Origin of the sequence: Clostridium sp. (assembly GCF_017888565.1) — a bacterium.
GTDB lineage: Bacteria > Bacillota > Clostridia > Clostridiales > Clostridiaceae > Clostridium.
Genome location: NZ_JAGHFX010000058.1, coordinates 78,715 through 97,302, shown reverse-complemented (window position 1 = coordinate 97,302; position 18,588 = coordinate 78,715). Strand labels below are relative to the sequence as shown.

At 28.0% G+C, this 18,588-nt stretch carries 16 protein-coding genes; 2 read left to right on the top strand and 14 right to left on the bottom strand.

Going from position 1 to position 18,588, the window contains the following annotated elements; genetic code table 11:
• Positions 1-5: 5 nt before the first annotated feature.
• A complete protein-coding gene (locus J7M87_RS11110) occupies positions 6-1,088 on the bottom strand; it encodes an electron transporter RnfD (RefSeq protein ID WP_291651120.1) in 1,083 nt (360 codons plus the stop codon).
• Between the two features lie 13 nt (positions 1,089-1,101).
• Complete coding sequence (locus J7M87_RS11105; RefSeq protein ID WP_291651119.1) at positions 1,102-2,223, bottom strand: SGNH/GDSL hydrolase family protein; 1,122 nt, start codon at positions 2,221-2,223, stop codon at positions 1,102-1,104.
• Positions 2,224-2,453: 230 nt separating this feature from the next.
• Here J7M87_RS11105 and J7M87_RS11100 point away from each other — a divergent pair, with 230 nt between their 5' ends.
• Entirely contained in the window at positions 2,454-3,080 is a 627-nt protein-coding gene (locus tag J7M87_RS11100; RefSeq protein ID WP_291651118.1) for a hypothetical protein, read from the top strand.
• A 132-nt stretch (positions 3,081-3,212) separates the two neighbouring features.
• On the opposite strand, the gene J7M87_RS11095 is transcribed toward J7M87_RS11100, so the two are convergent.
• From J7M87_RS11095 to J7M87_RS11075, 5 genes are all read right to left on the bottom strand, one after another.
• Complete coding sequence (locus J7M87_RS11095; RefSeq protein WP_291651117.1) at positions 3,213-4,019, bottom strand: MurR/RpiR family transcriptional regulator; 807 nt, start codon at positions 4,017-4,019, stop codon at positions 3,213-3,215.
• A gap of 96 nt (positions 4,020-4,115) precedes the next feature.
• Positions 4,116-5,675 carry a PTS transporter subunit EIIC gene (locus J7M87_RS11090; protein ID WP_291651116.1) on the bottom strand — a complete coding sequence of 520 codons (1,560 nt, stop codon included), beginning with the start codon at positions 5,673-5,675 and terminating at the stop codon, positions 4,116-4,118.
• A gap of 30 nt (positions 5,676-5,705) precedes the next feature.
• The gene (locus tag J7M87_RS11085; protein ID WP_291651115.1) at positions 5,706-7,034 is read right to left on the bottom strand and encodes a 6-phospho-alpha-glucosidase; all 1,329 of its coding nucleotides are present in this window, start codon (positions 7,032-7,034) and stop codon (positions 5,706-5,708) included.
• A 286-nt stretch (positions 7,035-7,320) separates the two neighbouring features.
• Entirely contained in the window at positions 7,321-8,880 is a 1,560-nt protein-coding gene (locus tag J7M87_RS11080; RefSeq protein WP_291651114.1) for a PTS transporter subunit EIIC, read from the bottom strand.
• A 164-nt stretch (positions 8,881-9,044) separates the two neighbouring features.
• Positions 9,045-10,367, bottom strand: a complete 1,323-nt coding sequence (locus tag J7M87_RS11075) for a 6-phospho-alpha-glucosidase (protein WP_291651113.1) — start codon at positions 10,365-10,367, stop codon at positions 9,045-9,047.
• A 185-nt stretch (positions 10,368-10,552) separates the two neighbouring features.
• Between J7M87_RS11075 and J7M87_RS11070 the strand changes: the two genes are divergently transcribed.
• Entirely contained in the window at positions 10,553-11,308 is a 756-nt protein-coding gene (locus J7M87_RS11070) for a MurR/RpiR family transcriptional regulator (RefSeq protein ID WP_291651112.1), read from the top strand.
• A 314-nt stretch (positions 11,309-11,622) separates the two neighbouring features.
• On the opposite strand, the gene J7M87_RS11065 is transcribed toward J7M87_RS11070, so the two are convergent.
• The 7 genes from J7M87_RS11065 to J7M87_RS11035 all read right to left on the bottom strand — a co-directional run bounded on the left by J7M87_RS11065 (position 11,623) and on the right by J7M87_RS11035 (position 18,077).
• Positions 11,623-12,810: a macrolide family glycosyltransferase gene (locus tag J7M87_RS11065; RefSeq protein WP_291651111.1), complete on the bottom strand. Its 1,188-nt coding sequence runs from the start codon at positions 12,808-12,810 to the stop codon at positions 11,623-11,625.
• Positions 12,811-12,842: 32 nt separating this feature from the next.
• Positions 12,843-13,280 (bottom strand): helix-turn-helix transcriptional regulator, encoded by a 438-nt coding sequence (locus J7M87_RS11060; RefSeq protein ID WP_365845326.1) that lies wholly within the window; start codon positions 13,278-13,280, stop codon positions 12,843-12,845.
• A gap of 643 nt (positions 13,281-13,923) precedes the next feature.
• Positions 13,924-14,466, bottom strand: a complete 543-nt coding sequence (locus J7M87_RS11055; protein ID WP_291651110.1) for a hypothetical protein — start codon at positions 14,464-14,466, stop codon at positions 13,924-13,926.
• 340 nt (positions 14,467-14,806) lie between these two features.
• Positions 14,807-16,057, bottom strand: a complete 1,251-nt coding sequence (locus J7M87_RS11050; protein ID WP_291651109.1) for a HAMP domain-containing sensor histidine kinase — start codon at positions 16,055-16,057, stop codon at positions 14,807-14,809.
• Positions 16,050-16,730, bottom strand: a complete 681-nt coding sequence (locus J7M87_RS11045; protein WP_291651108.1) for a response regulator transcription factor — start codon at positions 16,728-16,730, stop codon at positions 16,050-16,052. Before J7M87_RS11045 ends, J7M87_RS11050 begins: the two co-directional genes overlap by 8 nt.
• A complete protein-coding gene (locus J7M87_RS11040) occupies positions 16,723-17,262 on the bottom strand; it encodes a DUF4342 domain-containing protein (protein ID WP_291651107.1) in 540 nt (179 codons plus the stop codon). The genes J7M87_RS11045 and J7M87_RS11040 overlap by 8 nt, the downstream gene beginning before the upstream one ends.
• A 500-nt stretch (positions 17,263-17,762) precedes the next feature.
• A complete protein-coding gene (locus J7M87_RS11035) occupies positions 17,763-18,077 on the bottom strand; it encodes a hypothetical protein (RefSeq protein WP_291651106.1) in 315 nt (104 codons plus the stop codon).
• Positions 18,078-18,588 lie beyond the last annotated feature (511 nt).

Here is an 18,588-nt window from a genome sequence, read left to right as displayed (position 1 = left end):
CAAACTTATTTCCATATACTTTCTCCAAAAGATTCTATATAGCTAGTTAATTCATTTGCCATTTCTTCTGCTTCTGGAATTCTTATATGACCTGGAGTTCCACACCCATTTCTTTTAAACTTATATCTAACTATCTTTTCATCATTTAACTTATCAACCATTTCATCAAGAGCATCATCCCATCCCTTACTATGACATAAAATAGTTGTTATAACTATAAATAGAGCCTCTGGATATTTACTTCTTAAATCTGTTATTATTTCAGCATATTTAGATTTCCATATTTCTCTCTTTCCCTTATCATCATCTATATAATTTTCAGGATGAGCATCATTTTGTCCTAGTGCCATAATTACTACATGTGGTGTATATCTTGAAAAATCCCAATCATTACAATATCCAAGCTCTGGATTATATCTAAGCTTATTATAAGTAAATTCTACCCCTAAATATCCTCTATCCGGATTAAAATAACCTGTTCCATCCATTACTGCAATTCCACCCTGAGCATTATTATTAATTTCTGCTACTAAGTTTCTTGCTGTTATCATTGAATATGAATACCATGAATTAGAGTAAATTCCTTCATGCCCTTCTGGATCTACTTTACCAATATAATCAACTGCTTCAGATACTTCTCCTGCTGAAACTGAATCACCAAAGCACTCAATTCTTCTATTATACTTTTGTTGTGCTTTTTCTGTATAAGAATCTTTATCTATTATGATTCCATAAAAATCAAAATAATGAGCTGAATCAGATCTTTTATACAAAACTAAATCATGTAATTTATCCTCTAAACCTTCTGCAATATCTATTACTATATCTTCATAGTGATCTTTTATTACAGCTTTACCTTCTATTTCATTATCAATAATAAATCCAATAGCATTTTCATAATGATTATGATAATTCTTTAAAGAGACTTTTAAACTTGTCCCGCTAAATTTAATTTTTATCATGCTACCAGCATAAATAATTGTTGGCGCCTTAGAATTTTCAAAATCAATTCTTCCCATATATTTATAATGAGAATTATCAGCTTCTACAAATTTATAATCCTTCATATTAAATTCTTCTAAGTACATAACCTCTTTCCTCCTAAGATACTAAAAATCCCATTATATATGTTTCCGTCGCATTTTCTTCATCAACTACACTTATTTCAATTCTATGATTAGATATATTTTCAGATTCAACTAATAACTCTGTTGCTGAATAGTCTCCCCATCCATCTTCAAAGTAAGTATCAATTATAATTGGATCATTTTCATCTACTATTACTTCCATTTTACCTGCTGATTCTTTAACTGATTTTTTGTATAATAAAAATATATTTTTACCTTCAATATCAACTGATAAGTAAGCTGTATTTCCTTTTTCTAAATTGCATTTCCATCCATCCTGAAATATTTGGAAACCTTTATTGTCTTCAACAAAACCTTTTATTTTGCTGACTTCTAAACACTTATTATTTTCTATAAATCCATTCTTATATTTTTCTCCAAATACTGTGCTTTCAAAATCAATTTCTTTTTTAGCAATTTTAGTATTATCAGTTTTATTTATATCAGCTAATAAATTTTTTATAAAATCAATTAATAGCTCTGATATTATGAAATGACCATAATCATTTGGATGAACTTCGTCAGTAGCTACATCTTCCCATTTAAAATTTCCTTTTTCTATTTCTGAATGCACTGTATTTCTAAAACTTATCATAGGAATATTATATTTTTTCCCAATTTCTATTTGCTGGTCTTGTACATTGCTTCCATCGAAATTACTCATAAATACTTCCACTATAGCTGGAGGATTTTTCACTGATAGTATTCTCCTTACTAAGCTTTCATAAGCCACCTTGTCATAAATCATACTTTTATCGTTTACAGCAAAGTCAATAAATATTATATCCGGCTTCTTATCTAATACTTGTTTTTGAACTCTATGAACCCCTATAATTGATCCAGTTGCTCCAACCCCTGCATTTATAAAATTGACATTTGTATTACTAAATGTATCTTTAAACCATAGATATATCTTACTTGCATAGCAATCTTCCTGCTTAGTTGCATTACATCCTTGAGTTATAGATCCACCTAAAAAGGCTACTGTTATTTCTTGCCCACTTTGAGCTTTCTTTAAAACTTCAATAATGCTCGACATATCCCCTTCACTAACTAATGAATTCTTTATCATTTCTTTAGTAATTACATACTCCATATTATACCTCCATAAAAACGTAAATATAAATTGTTAAGGTTCTACATTTAAATTGTATATCTTTTATTTTATAAAGTATATATCTTCTTATTATTTTTATATAAATCTGAATAATTGTTTATAATCATCTCACAAATTACTTAATTTAATTAACATTTTATTTGCACATTTTATATACTGTAATATGAATCAAAAGATAAAATAATAATTATTATGGAGATGAGATAACTATGTTAAGTAAACTAAATACTGAAAATCCTTTTATACCATCAGGAAATAATGTAATACAAGAATGTTCAAGTCTTTTATATAGAATACCAGTTTTTCTAAGCCATCCAAGCAGATTAAATTCAATTCAACAAGAATTTGTAAGTACTATCATTATGGAAATCAAAAAAGCTTTGTTACTTCCTAGAACCCTACCTGTTACTGAACAATATCCTGAACCACCACTCACTAATATAAGAAGGATGATATTATCAAGCTATGGCTTTATAGCTCTTAATCTTGCTCAAAGAGAAGTTAGAGCGTTAGAAAACAATTTAGGAGAAGAGTTAAACTTCACAACCTGGGAAGGTAGTCCTTTTGCACAAATTGAACCTGCCATGGCTTTTCAATTTGGTCTTCCTATGCTTTTAATTAGAGAATCAACTGTTGAACAAACTGGAATTTGGTCCTTTGGAATAGGGCCTTTCTTATTGCTAGAATGGAATCCGAATTTACCTTTAGAGGATTTTTTTAATAGTACTGCTTGGTTACAAATTTTTCAAAATTGGATTTCTCAAGTTAGAAATGGATTTTATCTTCAAACTCAACCACCTTTTAGATATGCTTGCACTAGAGATGGCGTGAATTAATATAGAAATATAGTAATATCTTAAAATATATAAATCTAGGGGGCTGTCTCATAAATCTATTTAATGTATAGTGTAAAATTGTGCGACAGCTCCCATATATTAAAAACTACACTTTACTTTAATTTGCTATATTTATTGATTATATAAATACGCATAATATATATATAAAATATCAACTATACTATTTAATGCATGATCTTGGATTATAGCGGTTTGAAACTGATCCATTTTTAATGAACTCACTAATAATCTAATTTCCTTAAATGAGTCATTACTTTCTCTTTGTGATGTAATCCAAATTATTCTTATATTCTTTTCTCTTAGCATTGTATGTATCTGTTTTATATGTCTTGTTGTACCTGAAAATGATACTATTATTGCAACGTCATCTTTTTTCATATTCTCTATAGCTAATAGTTGACTCTTTAATGTAGGAAAAGAATATGTTGTTTTATCTAAACGAGTAAACTTTTCACTAAAACTTTTAGCAATAATATTAGAAAAAGAACTTCCGAAAACATAAATAGCTTTGGCTTTATTAATCCACTCAACAACTTTAAGTAATTTTTCTTCACTAATTAGCTTTTTTGTTTCATTAAAAGATTTATGAACTGATTCGAAATAATTTTCTAAAATATCATTACTATTGATATCTACTTCATAATTATCAATGCTCTTATGATTTATTTCCCCTTCTAAAAATTCATTATAAACAATAACATCTTCCTTTAATTCCTTAAAGCTTGAATTATTAACACGCTTGCAAAATCTAGTTACCGTAGCTGCTGAAGTGTTGCATTCTTTTGCAATATCAAATATAGTCATTTTAGGTATTTTTTCATGGTTATGTAAAATATATTGAGCTATATAACTATCAGTAGAAGAGTATTCTGTTATTTCTTCTACGCATCTTTTTAAATTAGAAAAAAATGAGTACATGATTCCCTCCACTTATTGAATGTATACAATTATATTATACATTCTTAAATATAAAAAATATAGGATAGTAAAAACTAGCCTATATTTTTTATAATATTACTCTAATCCTAAGAATTCTCTCATTTCAGTCTTATAAACAGAAGCCTTATTTCCATAAATTATTTGTACTCCATCTGAAACCTTAACGATTCCATTAGCAGACAATTCATTTTTAAAGTACTCATTTGGTTCTATTATTGATGTATCTTTCAATGACAAACGTAATCTTGTAAAACATGCTTCAACTTTTAAAATGTTTTCCTTACCACCAACAGCTTCTACTATTCTAGGAATTAAATCCCCTGTATTACTTTCACTTAATGTATCCTCTCTATTTTCTTCAACTTCTCTTCCTGGAGTTTTTAAGTTAAGTTTAATTATTACAACTTTAAATACATAATAATATATAACAAAGTATATAGGTCCAAAAATAAGTAACCAATACCAATTTGATCCCTTATCAGCATTTAGTATTCCGTTAAATATCCATGATAGTAATGGTCCTCCAAATGCTGATGGTCCAGCTACATTAAATGAAACAAGATAAGTAATTACATAAGCTATACCTGATAATAATGCGTGTACTCCAAAAAGTATAGGTGCTACGAATAAGAAACTATATTCTAATGGCTCTGTAATTCCCATTAAAGCACAAGGTATTACTGCAGCTATCATAAGAGAAGCTACTTTTTTTCTATTCTTCTTATGCGCTGTTTTATATATAGCAAGAGCTGCTCCAGTCAAACCAAACATTGCAAATAATACCTTTCCATTCATTACATAACGACTTATATTTATGTCAAACATAGCTCCTGGAGTATTTAATATAGCGTTATATATATTAACTGCACCTTCAACTATTTGTCCTCCAATCTCCATTATTCCGCCAAGTGATGTAAAGAAGAATGGTAGATATATAAAATGATGTAAACCAAAAGGTAGTAAAATACGTTCAGAAAATCCGTATACAAAGGCTCCAAATACACCTGTTGAATTAATAAATTCGGAAGATAACTGTAAAGCATTTTGAATTGGTGGAAAAATAAATGATAACCCTATTCCCACAAGACTTGCTACAATAATAGTAATTGCTGGTATAAAACGAGTTCCATTAAATATTCCCAATACTGCTGGTAATTGAATCTTATAATATTTATTATGAAGATAACTTACTACAAGACCAATTATTATTCCACCAAATACTCCTGTATCTAGTGTTACCACACCTAAAATTGCCTTTTGACCTGTTATTAAATTACTTGTATCTATAATGCCCCTAGCAATAAGAAAACTCCCCATAACAGTATTCATTGTCATATATCCTAAGAAACCTGATAATGCTGCTGTAGCTTTCTCTGACTTTGCATATCCATAAGCAATACATATAGCAAATATTATTGAAATATTGTTATTTACAACGTTCCCTGCATCTTTCATAAGTTGAAAAAGCAAAGAGAAAAAACTATTATTTAAAAATGGAGCTACTTTAACTAAACTCGCATTAGTGAATGCACTCCCTATTCCAACAAGTATCCCTGAAATAGGAAGTAATAAAACTGGTGCCATTAAAACTTTACCTAGCTTTTGGAATGAGCTAAATAATTTTTTCTTATCCATAAAAATCTCCCCCTTATCCTTGAATCACTACTATTTTAACTCTGGCCAGTAATCACCATTTGCTTCAATCAAGTCATCCAATATTTGTCTTGCAACTGTTGTAGATGGTACTGTTTTATTTATTGCTATAGCTTGTAAAGCTTTCTCGTAAGAATTTTCAAAATATGCATCAACTGCTAATTTTTCTGAAGCTACTTGATTTTCTATCATTCCTTTATAGAAGGTTGAAATTGCAGGAATTGATATAGGCTCTGGCCCCCATGAACGTATATATGCAGGTACTTCTACCATAGCATCAGCTCGAATATTAGGAATAGCTCCATTATTCTCAACGATTACTAGGAAACGTTCTCCCTTATTGTATGCAATAGATGCTGCTGCATCAACTATAAAATCTCCGAATACTGTGAACTCTTGTAATGGGCTCTTATACGTTTCTGGTGATTCTAAGTATTTTTTATGTTCTGCAAACATCTCTGTTTCACGGCCTTCTATAACCATATCTGCTCTAGTACGATTTATATCCATCTTGTCTACCATATCTGATGAATATAAATAGTATTGAAGATAACTGTTTGGTAAATATTCTGGATAATCCTTCACTATCTTAGCATACTGTTTCCACGTCTTTTGCCAATCTGGATCTTTATGATGTTTATCACTTGAAGCTGTCATTCCAGAAGTTAATATCATTTCTCTTAACTCTGGTAAACGATCATTTCCATCTTTATCAAATAAAGCTGTAAACCATCCAAAATGGTTTAATCCAAAATAACATGGATCTAGAGATTGCCAGCTTTCTAAACCTAACATCTTAGAATAAGATAGTAGAATAGCTGTTGGCATATCACATATATTTAATACTCTCTCATTATTAAATTCTCTTCTTGTAGCTTCTGCAACAACAGCTGCTGGATTAGAGTAATTTAATACCCAACAATTAGGAGAATATTTTTTTGCCATCTTTATCATATGAATTATAGCTGGAATCGAACGCATACCATAAGAAATTGATCCTCCAGGTCCACAAGTTTCTTGTCCAACTACTCCATATTTTAATGGAATTTTTTCATCTGAACTTCTTAATTTTAGCCCACCTTGTCTAATTTGAGCAAAAACAAAATCTACACCTGTATAAGCTTTTTCTTCATCTGTTGTTACAATTACTTCAAGATCAGGATAAGTTTCTTCAATAAATTGTTTCATAATATCATATACTAAATTTAGTCTCTTCTCATCAATATCAAATAGAGCTAATTTTCTTAAAGGAAAATCATCCTTTTTTTGTAATAAACTTTGTATTATACCTGGTGTGTGTGTGCTTCCTGCACCAACAATAACTACTGCATTTTTTTTCATTGCAATCATCTCCTTTTTGTAAATGTTTTCTCTTGATGTTTATACTATATCATGTGAAATAAATAAAAATTGAAAAATTTCACATTATGAAATTTTTGTTACTCATACTTTTATATAAGATGAAAACTATCTAAAATCTAAATTTGATTCGAAATTTATTACTTAATATGAAAAATCTCTCAATTTAAAATTGAGAGATTTATCTATCTATATAGTTCTTAGTTAAAAAATGATTTTTTATTGTAAAATTTATAATAAGATATTTAATAATAAGCTTTTAATCTAATTACTCAACACCTAATACTTCTCTAATTTGAGTTTTATATACATCTGCTTTAGAACCATAGATAACTTGTACTCCATCACTTACTTGAACAACACCATTGGCACCAAGCTTTTTCCAAAGATTCGCATCTCCTACAATTTCTTTATTCTTAACCTTTACTCTTAATCTTGTGAAGCATGCATCAACATGTAGTATATTATCTTGTCCACCTAGTCCCTCTATAATATCGTATAATACATCTGCTTTAGATAAATTATTATTTTCTGATGTCTCATCTACTATTTCATCTTCTCTTCCTGGAGTTTTATAATTAAACTTTAATATCATAAATTTAAATGTAAAGTAGTATAAAAAGAAGAAAATAATCCCTAAAATAGGTATCCAAATCCAGTTTGAACCCTTATCAGCTTGCATTATACCATTAAATATTGTACTTAAGAATGGTCCTCCAAACGCTGATGTTCCTGGAACGTTTACTTGTAGAATATAAGTTAAGAAATATGCAAGTCCTGAATAAAGTGAATGAACTACAAATAACATTGGTGCTACAAATAAGAATGAATATTCAATCGGCTCTGTAATCCCTGTAAAGAAAGCTGGTATTGCTGCTGCAATTATTAACCCTCTAACTATATTTTTCTTTTCTGGCTTTGCAGTCTTATACATTGCCAAAGCCCCACCTATTAAACCAAATGCAGCTACAATTATTTTACCATTCATTATAAATCTTGTTACATCAATATCAAACATTGCTAATGGAGATGCTAATTGAGCTTGGTATATGTTAACTGCTCCCTCTACTATATTTCCATCAATTATTGCTGATCCACCTAAATTAGTGAAGAAAAATGGTAAATAAACAAAATGGTGTAATCCAAAAGGTAAAAGCGCACGTTCTGATAAACCGTAAATAACTGTTCCAAATGCCCCTGTAGAATTAATTAAATTACTTAATGAAGTTAATCCCCCTTGAATCGCTGGCCAAATTCCCGCCATTATAAAACCTAAAATTAATGAACATAATATTGAAATCATTGGTACAAATTTTGTTCCACTGAAAATCCCTAATACTGGTGGTAATGCAATATTGTAAAATTTATTATGTAGGAAAGCTACCATAAAACCTACTATAATTCCACCAAATACTCCAACATCTAATGAAGGTATTCCTAAAACTAATGATTGACCTGTAGTTAAGCTACTTGGATTAAGCTTTCCTAAATGCATTAATAAAGTACTCATAATATTATGCATAGTTATAAAAGCAATCACTGATGCTAATGCTGCTATTCCTTTTTCTTTTTTGGCATATCCAATTGCTATAGATATAGCAAATATTATTGGTAAAAAATTAAATACTGAATTTCCTGCTGATTTACATAAATTAAAGAATAACCTCAAGTAATCGTTTGCAAGCAATGGAAATGTACTTACTAAATTTGTACTTGTAAATGCTGCTCCAATCCCAAGTAAAATACCCGCTATTGGTAGTAACATAACTGGTGTCATAAGAACCTTTCCTAACTGTTGAAAGGCTGCAAAATACTTTGAATCTTTCATAAATGATGTCTCTCCCTTTTTATAATATTTATATGACCTGACTAAGATATTGTCATTTCTCTTTCTATTCAACATATACCTCAATCAGGTCAATTTTACTATTGTATTATTTAGTCAATTTATTAACTTATATCTTCTTTTAATATTTTTAATTTATTTAATTATTACTTAAATTCTGGCCAGTATTCTTTATTAGCTTCAATCAGTTTATCTAAAATTTTTCTTGCTTTATATGCGTCTACAATTGTTCTATTTAAAGTTAATGCTTGAAGTGCCTTTGAATAAGATCCTTCAAAATAAGCATCTACAGCTAACTTTTCATAAGCTAATTGTGCTTCTATTAAACCTTTATAGAAGGTTCCTATCTTTCCTACTCTAAGTGGTCTTGGTCCGTTAGCTGTTAATACTGCAGCGACTTCTACCATTGCATCATCTTGAATATTTGATATTGCTCCATTATTTTCTACTATTACAATAAAGATTTTCCCTTGATTATATGCTATAGATTCTGCAACTTGAATCATAAATTCACTATGTGCATCATTATGAACCATTTCGCATCCTTCCATAGTTCCATGATCAATTACTTTTTGGCACTCTTCAAATACTCTTTTTTCTCTACCATCCATAACCTCATTTGCTCTTGTATATTCTGGATTTAATTTTTTCACCTTGTAATCTGGATATAAGTAGTATTGAAGATAAGTATTTGGTAAATAATCGCTAAAATCTTCACACATGTTCTGAACCATGCCATACGTATCTAACCAAGATTGATCTCTTTGTTCAGCATCAACAGGCAAGAATCCTCTTTCTTTTATTAAAATCTTTAATTCTGGTACTAAATCATTACCTTCTGAATCATAAAGATTAGTGAACCATCCAAAGTGATTTAATCCAAAATAGACAGGTTCAAAATCCTTTGAATCTCGTCCTAATATTCTTCCATAAGATCTCAAAAGGTTTACAGGTTGATCACAGATATTAAGTATTCTCTTATCTTCTGGGAATTCTCTTCTAATTGCTTCAGCCACTATTGCTGCTGGGTTAGTATAATTTAATATCCATGCATCTTTTGAATAAGATCTGATATCATTAACTGTATCTATCATATCTCTAATAGATCTTAACCCGTAAGCAAATCCACCTGCTCCACAAGTTTCTTGTCCAATTAGTCCCATGCTTAGTGGTATCTTTTCATCCTTTTCTCTCATTTCATATCCCCCAGTTCTCATTTGCATAAATACAAAATCAACCTCATTATATGCTTCTTCAACCTTAGTTGTATATTTAAAATCCAATTCAGGATACTCTTCTTTAAATAATACCTTAGCAAATTCTCCTATAACTGCTTGTCTTTCCTCATTTATATCAAATAGAACTAATTTATTTAATGGAAATCTTTCCTTCAATTTGCATAGTGTTTGTAATAAACCTGGTGTCCAAGTACTTCCCCCACCAACTAGTGTCACATTAAATTTCTTCATCTCTACCAACTCCTTAGATTAAATTATTGTTTGTAGTGCCAGCTACATGTATAATTATATTAGGCATGAAAATGTTTTTAAAGGCTCTTTATACCTTTATCAATTTTATTCAAAAATTAAAAAATTTTCATTTGATGAAATAATTTTCACTACGAGGCTATCACTAACTTAAAAGGGGACAAACAATGGATTTCTATAAAATGATAAGTACAAATACAGATAAACTAAATAAAAATGAATTAGATATTTTAAATTTTTGCATGAAACGTGCTAATGATATTAAATCAATTAAAATTAATGATTTAGCTGAAAATACCTATACATCTCCAGCTTCTATAGTTCGTTTCTGCAAAAAGCTAGGTTTTGCAGGTTTTGCAGAATTTAAAGCATCTTTTGCATTAAATATAAAAAGTTCCGAAGAAACTTTTAACAATCACTTTAATGAAAATTCACCTAACCTTTTTAAAGATATAAATAAATCTATTGAACTTATTAATGAAGATATTTTAGAAGAAATCTTAGATCTTTTACATAATGCAAATAGAATAGAATTTTTTGGAGAAGGCTCATCTAGACTAGTTTGCTCTGAGGTAGCAAAGAAATTTAGAACCATAGGAAAAACAGCCTTTAACTATGATGATAGTAGTATGATGTACATAGCTGCTGCATCTTTAACATCCAATGATCTTATCTTTGCAGTCTCTATGTCAGGAGAAACTATACAAGTATTAAAGGCATTAAATATAGCTAAAACTAGAGGTGTTAAAATAATATCGCTTACCGATTTAAGCAATAATTCTCAATCAAAACTTGCTGATAAATCCCTTTATGTTACTTCAACATCTTTTGTTCGCAAGAATTATAACATAGTTTCTCGTACTCAAGCTCTAATAGTTTCAGAGTATATATTTTTTAGATACCTTGAAAAATATATATATTAAAGTAAAATAAGAATGCTCAAGATTTTTTAATAGAAGCGCTTGGTTAGAAAATTTTTAAAATTGGATTTCTCAAGTTAGAAATGGATTTTATCTTCAAACTCAACCACCTTTTAAATATACCTGTACTAGAGATGGTGTGAATTAATGTAAATATGTAAGAATTCAATAATCTTAAAATATATAAGTCTAGGGACTGTATAAACTTTATTTTATACAGTCCCATATACTAAAAATTATACTTTAATTTAATTTTTTACTTAAAAAATCAATAACTATATCTATAATTATATTTCATATTAGGTCTAATTCTATATTTAAAAGTTATTAGATTTACTATGACTTATAAGACTTATCACTGTATCTGCTGCTTCTTTATATCCTCCTGCACTTCTAAAGCTCTTTCCTAATTTTTCTGCATTTTCTTTATATTTATTGTTCCTTGTAACCTCCAATAATGCTTCCTTAATGTATTTAGGGTTATTACCTTTTAAAACTATTCCAGCACCCAAATCAGCAACTCTCCTACATACCATACCTTGTTCTGATTGCCTAGGATACATAACCATAGGAACTCCATAATATAAACTTTCATTAACACTATTCATTCCGCAATGAGTAATAAACACATCTACATTTTGAAGAACTTTAATTTGCTCTACACTGTTTTTCACTTCAAAATTACCTGGTATAATACCTAGTTCCGAAATTGAAGTTCCCTTTCCAATTGACATAACAACGTCTAAATCACAATCTTTAAATGCATTAATACAGTTTTTATAAAATTTAATATTTTTATTATTTACAGTTCCAAGTGAAATATATATTTTCTTACGCTTTCTTTCTTCTTTTTTAATTGTAATATTTGCAACCGATGGTCCTACAAAATAATATTTCGAAGAAAAGGTGTCTACCATTGGCTGAAATTCCTTTGATGTATATACAATAGTGTTTGTTTCATTATCATTTTGAATTATAGAAATAAAGTCCTTAACATAATATCCATGACTTCTTAATAATTCTAATTTTTTATTAATTCGTCCCACGCCTAAAATCATACGGATAATTTCTTTAAGCCCTTGCTTCATCATTTTTGCTGTATATTTATTAAATGCAAAAGTTGTTGTTGAACATATATAAGGAATATCCAATTTTTCAGCAAATAATTTCCCCCAAAAGCATAAAGAATCTGATACAATACAGTCAGGTTTAATACTTTCTAATTCAGCACATACTTTTTTATCTAAAGCTATAGTTGTATCCACTACCATTTCTATTAAAGCTGAAAAATCCTTACCTATTTTTTTCTCATCTTGTGGACGTAATTCTGGAAGATAATCATCACAGCTTATAAAATTTGCACCTGCATCTTGAATTTTATCTTTAAATTCATTAAATGAATAATACCATACTTCATTGCCTCTAATTACTAATTCTCTTACTACTTCAATAGTAGGATTTGTATGTCCACTTGCAGGAATACAAAAAAATACTATTTTACTCATCTCAAATCATCCCTTATCAATTTATTTTACTACTAATCATTATTTTCTCTTGGAATTCCTATTTCTCCTATGAAGTTTATTAAATTCCTTTGATGCACAATTGCAAGTCCTCTATCTTCATCTCCTAATATCAATAGCTTATCTCCTGAATTAATATTAAAAACTTCTCTTGCATCTTTAGGAATTACAATTTGCCCCCGCTCTCCAACTGTAACAGCTCCAAAAAAGTATTTTCCTTTTGGTGGTATTACAATGCCTGACTCTTCTTCTGAATGGCTAACTAAATTATCTATTGTTACATTATATAATTTTGCAAGTTCAGTACAACTAATTATATCAGGTGTAGATTCGCCACTTTCCCATTTTGCAATAGATTGTCTTGAAACATTTATCTTTTCTGCTACTTGCTCTTGAGTATACTGATATATTTTTCTTAACCTTTTTAAATTTTCGCAAATCATATTTATCATACCTTTCATACTTATTATATTTAACTTTACACTTAATTTCTATCAACTAATCTTAACATCAAAGTATATATTCATAGCATTATTTTAAATTAATTATACAAAAATAATAAATAATTATGCCAAAACCAGCTTCCAACTACCTTACATTGCTACTACAAACAAATAAGCTATATATTACTAATTTGCTTTAATTTACACTTGCTTTTGAGTGAATATCAAGAACTTTTTACGCAAATAATAAGTATTAAAGTAAGGTGGTGATATATATGGGTAGTTCTCAATATAACAAAAATAAAAATAACAAGAGTAATTTTGGGAAAAATAGGGACAACAATAATAAAGATAAGGGAAACAACCAAGTAAAGTAGATAATGAATTAAAGCTTCCAACTAATAAAAAACTCTAATAAATTTTTCACTTCTTTTATTAATAACCAAAGTGACAATAAATATAGTATTTATTTTATATTTATTGTCACTTTTTTCATAGAAAATATTCATTAATTATTCTATCTAGTACAAATATTAAATTATTGTAACTTAAAGTAAATTTGTTTTTAATTGTATAAAATAAAAAGCCACTAAAATCTCAGTTTATTTTAGTGGCTATCATTATATATCAATAATTAAAATATAAAAGTTTTTTAAGTTATCCTAAAATATGTTTCGATATAAGCTATCATATTGTCTCCTAAAGTAAGATAATAATATACTGGTATTAAATATGATGAATAAAATAATTTTTTTGCTTCTTCTCTATTACTTTCCAACTCTCTTATTAAATTTTGTTGTTGTCTTATACTTATAACAAAACTTCCAGCTACAAATAAAATTTGTTCTGAAAAGAATACGTCTGAAAAAGAATCTTTATATGAAACTTTATGATTTTGTAAATTTTTCTCAATAGTCTCAAATTGTTGTATATAATATTCTAAATCTTGATTAATAGATTTCAAATCTTCTGGAGTTGAATCAGCATTTATGTTTATAGCACTTAAATTTTTTCTTATTGTTTCAATTTCTCGTAAACTTCTTACAAGCTCTTCCTTATTTTTCAAATCTTCAACTTTTGGTCCATATGGTGCTATTGGTGCTATTTGTTCTGGTGGTTGTGCATACGCTATATTAGACATAGTTAATGTTAAAATTATTGCGTATATTATTATGCGGCCTATTTTTTTCTGCATTGTTCTTTACACTCCTTTAACAACATCATCTTAAGTTATTTATTAATTTTATTTTATAAATCTACCATATATATTTTTAGTTTGTTTTAGGTATTTTATTCTGATAAAAATCAAAATAAAATCTTATTCAGAATACTCATTTTTAAATACATCTATAACATTTTTTTTCTCATAATTAAATTTTAATAATTTTATAGTTTGCATCTTAAATCAAAAAAATATATAATAAAGGAACCCACAAAAATCTAATAATTTGATTTGGGTTCCTTTATTAATACTATATTATATTTAAAGTAATAAACCTCTTTTGCCTTTTCTAGTTGTTATATTATATATTCCACTACTTTCTAGGAAGTATAACAGTTATTCTTGTACCTATGTCCTTCCTACTTAAAACACTAAAATATCCATTATGGCTATCAATAATCCATTTAGCAATAGAAAGCCCTAGTCCTGTACCACCATTCTTTCTAACCCTTGCAGTATCTGCTCTGAAAAAACGTTCAAATATGTGAACTACGTCCTTTTCATCCATTCCTATTCCATTATCTTGAATTGAAAAATAAGGTTCATTTTTATCATTTTTCCCACATCTTAGTATTATATCTTCACCTTTATCTGTATATTTGGCTGCATTTTCTATTAATATTCTAGCTGTTTGTTTAAGTAATGATATATCACCATAAACTTTTATATCTTCCGAATCTATATATGTGTATGCGTGATATTTATCTATCATTTTAGACTCTTCCAATACTTCTCTCATCATATCATTTAGAGAAAACTCTATTATCTTAAGTTGAGTTTTACCATTAATGCCTCTAGCTAAAAACAATAACTGCTCTACTAAGTTCTTCATATTTTCTGATTCACTTTTTATAGCTGCAATAGATTCTTCTAATACTTCTTCATCATTTTTTCCCCAACGATCTAGCATATTAGCATAACCTTGTATTACAGAAATAGGGGTTCTAAGCTCATGTGATGCATCTGATACAAATCTTGCTTGTTGCCTGTAAGATTCTCTCATCCTATCTAATAAATTATTAATTGCTTCCTCTAACCCTTGAAGATCATTATCTCCAATCTGAATCCTTTCATCTGATGTAATAGGACTAATCTTAGATATAGCATCTTCAAGACTTTGAAACTTTTGCTCATCAAAAGCCATATCACTAAGCCTACTTGCAGTTTCTGCTATTTCATTAAGTGGTTTTAAAATTCTTCTTTTTTTTGAAGTACCAAAGATCATTTCATTTAATAGTATTATTAATTCTATAATTCCAATAGCACCTATTCCTCTTATAAGAAGATTTAGAAAAGTTGTAGCCTCTTTTATCATCACTTTTCCATTATCAAAAATAACTTTATAACTTGCTGTTTCTATAGGATAAAATTTAAATGACCTTTGAGCATTTTTTACAAACTCACCATAAAAGCTTAATTCGCTTTCAATACACCAAACTCCAATAAATAAACCCACTATGCATATATCAATTAAAAGAAACTTGAAAAATAAATCTCGTACAAAAATAGAATTTAGCTTTATTGCAATAGATGTAACATTTTTATTTTTACTTTTTTTACTCATCTTTAATTACGTACCCCACACCACGAACTGTAGTTATTATTTTCACCTTAAAAACATCATCTATTTTTGTTCTTAAATATCTTACATAAACATCTATAACATTTGTTTCTCCAATATAATCATATCCACATACCTTCTCCATAAGTGTACTTCTAGTTAGAACTATATTCTTATTTTCCATTAATATTTGTAATAAATTAAACTCTCTATTAGTAAGCTCTATTTCTGTGCTATCATACATTACTTTATGTTTCATTTTATCTAAGGATAATAAACCACATCTTATTATGTCTTCATCCTTTTTTACTGTAAGTATTCTCTTTTTAAGTGCTGTTCTTATCCTTGCAAGTAACTCTTCTATTGCAAATGGCTTAGTTATATAATCATCTGCACCTGCATCAAGGCCTGATACTTTATCCATAACTGCATCTCTTGCAGTAAGCATTATAACCGGAATATCGGAAATCTTTCTAAGCCTTCTTAATACTTCAAGTCCATTAAGTTCTGGAAGCATTATATCAAGAAGAACCAAATCCACTTCACCTTTTTCTGCAATTTCAAGACCTGTTCTACCATTATTAGCTTTTACTATTTCATATCCTTCATGTTTTAACTCAAGCTCAATAAATCTTGATAATTTTTCTTCATCTTCAACTATTAAAATCTTAATCATTCTTAACACCCTTTTTAAACTTCTCTTTTATATCTTTTACGTACTCTGAAATCTCATTTAATACTTTATTAATCTTATCTGTATTAATGCTATTTGCATATACATAAAATTCTATATCAAAAAATAATCCAACAATAATTAAAGGTATAATAATCCAAAACATAAAAAATGAAAGTATAGCAACTACTGTAAGGGGAATCTTTAAAAATATTTTATCCTTCTTTTTTATTTGCAAGAAAATATTATTACCAATATCTATAAACTTACATATAGTCTCAAAAACTCCTTGAAAGCTATTTGGAGCTTCATGCTTATATTCCTTATTATTTCTAATTACTTGACTTTCCCCACCATACCTTGATTCATTAGTATAAAAAATGCTAATAGAAGGTTTTTCTACTCTCCCAAGCTCTTCTAAATATAATAAAGCATCTAATATATCCCAATTATTATTTTCTAAAACTGTTTTGGCTTCTTCATAACTTATATTCGTTTTTTCTCTTAATTTATCTATTAATTTAATTTTCTCCATAAATAGACCTCCATATCTATGGCTTAAAGAATAACATATATTATTTAAATTTTACTATTTTACTTGCTATAAGTATATTAATTTTTAAATAAATTGTATTATAATTTTACAAATAAATATCTGGTAGATAATTTGAATTTATTGCTAAGTAATTAATATGATTTGTTCCTTGAAAATTCAATAGTACAGCCTTTATAAAAAAATGTTATAATTCATATAAAATTATATAGATAAATTAAGGCATAAAAGTGGAATTTTATAAATAAAAGATGTGTATGAGTATGATATTTAATTTTGGACTAAACTTTAAATAAAAAGAAAAATATTAAAGTATAGTTTATAAATTAATATTAAATAAAATACATAACGTATTAAAATGCTTCATTATTAATATTAAGAGTATGCGGTATGTTTTAGATCATAATTCAAATAAAAATTGAATGGACTACATAAGTAATCCACTCTATATAGTTAGAAATATAATGGAAATTAGAACTAGACTAAGATATATAAATATTTCCTTTACCAACTATTACAATTCTATAGTCTGGCTTTAAAGCGGTTAAGTTAAATTTATCTGATTTAGGAGGAAGACGAATAGATTGAAGGATTATTTGATTTTCATCAAATACTTGTAAGTAAATACTATCAGTTTCAGAAATATTTTGTACTATATATTTATTCTCTGGTGATAAATTAAAGTCAGAAACTTGATAGACTCCTTCATCAAATATGTTTACAGCATATGCTGATTGAGTAAATATACCAAAAGATAAAGAAAAAGAAATTAAAAGCATAAAAATAAACTTTCTCATTATAACAACCACCTTTCAAAACTAGTTTGTGCGCATAGACATTAAATATACAAAATAATAAATAGACTCGAGCTTTGAAAATTGAATAGTACTGTATTAGAATTAAAGGAGATTGCTAGTTGAAAAGATAAATAAGTTTCAAAGTTTTATTATTTTTCTGATGGTTTTGTTTGGAATTCTACTTGGTGAAATAGCTCCTATACAAATTTATTCATAATATTTAATTATGCCATCATTAACAATAATGTTGTTTTTAGTATTTATACAAGTCCATTTAAGTGAAATATGAAATTCATTTAATAATATAAAATTTACATCTACATAAATTACTTTTATTGCCTGTATATATATTATTATTAGGTGGAACTAGTATATCTATAAATGTTATAAGCTTAGGTAACGGAATTGTCATTAGTTTAATAATGATAAATAAGATACTCTCCCCTTTTTCACTATTAAATTTAAAATTGGCAAGGATAAATAGGATATGTGAACTAAGCATATAGCGAGC

Bases quoted from the DNA above. Each gene is read 5' to 3' on its own strand.
- J7M87_RS11110 (WP_291651120.1), bottom strand. From the start codon at position 1,088: ATGTACTTAGAAGAATTTAATATGAAGGATTATAAATTTGTAGAAGCT.
- J7M87_RS11105 (WP_291651119.1), bottom strand. From the start codon at position 2,223: ATGGAGTATGTAATTACTAAAGAAATGATAAAGAATTCATTAGTTAGT.
- J7M87_RS11100 (WP_291651118.1), top strand. From the start codon at position 2,454: ATGTTAAGTAAACTAAATACTGAAAATCCTTTTATACCATCAGGAAAT.
- J7M87_RS11095 (WP_291651117.1), bottom strand. From the start codon at position 4,019: ATGTACTCATTTTTTTCTAATTTAAAAAGATGCGTAGAAGAAATAACA.
- J7M87_RS11090 (WP_291651116.1), bottom strand. From the start codon at position 5,675: ATGGATAAGAAAAAATTATTTAGCTCATTCCAAAAGCTAGGTAAAGTT.
- J7M87_RS11085 (WP_291651115.1), bottom strand. From the start codon at position 7,034: ATGAAAAAAAATGCAGTAGTTATTGTTGGTGCAGGAAGCACACACACA.
- J7M87_RS11080 (WP_291651114.1), bottom strand. From the start codon at position 8,880: ATGAAAGATTCAAAGTATTTTGCAGCCTTTCAACAGTTAGGAAAGGTT.
- J7M87_RS11075 (WP_291651113.1), bottom strand. From the start codon at position 10,367: ATGAAGAAATTTAATGTGACACTAGTTGGTGGGGGAAGTACTTGGACA.
- J7M87_RS11070 (WP_291651112.1), top strand. From the start codon at position 10,553: ATGGATTTCTATAAAATGATAAGTACAAATACAGATAAACTAAATAAA.
- J7M87_RS11065 (WP_291651111.1), bottom strand. From the start codon at position 12,810: ATGAGTAAAATAGTATTTTTTTGTATTCCTGCAAGTGGACATACAAAT.
- J7M87_RS11060 (WP_365845326.1), bottom strand. From the start codon at position 13,280: ATGATAAATATGATTTGCGAAAATTTAAAAAGGTTAAGAAAAATATAT.
- J7M87_RS11055 (WP_291651110.1), bottom strand. From the start codon at position 14,466: ATGCAGAAAAAAATAGGCCGCATAATAATATACGCAATAATTTTAACA.
- J7M87_RS11050 (WP_291651109.1), bottom strand. From the start codon at position 16,057: ATGAGTAAAAAAAGTAAAAATAAAAATGTTACATCTATTGCAATAAAG.
- J7M87_RS11045 (WP_291651108.1), bottom strand. From the start codon at position 16,730: ATGATTAAGATTTTAATAGTTGAAGATGAAGAAAAATTATCAAGATTT.
- J7M87_RS11040 (WP_291651107.1), bottom strand. From the start codon at position 17,262: ATGGAGAAAATTAAATTAATAGATAAATTAAGAGAAAAAACGAATATA.
- J7M87_RS11035 (WP_291651106.1), bottom strand. From the start codon at position 18,077: ATGAGAAAGTTTATTTTTATGCTTTTAATTTCTTTTTCTTTATCTTTT.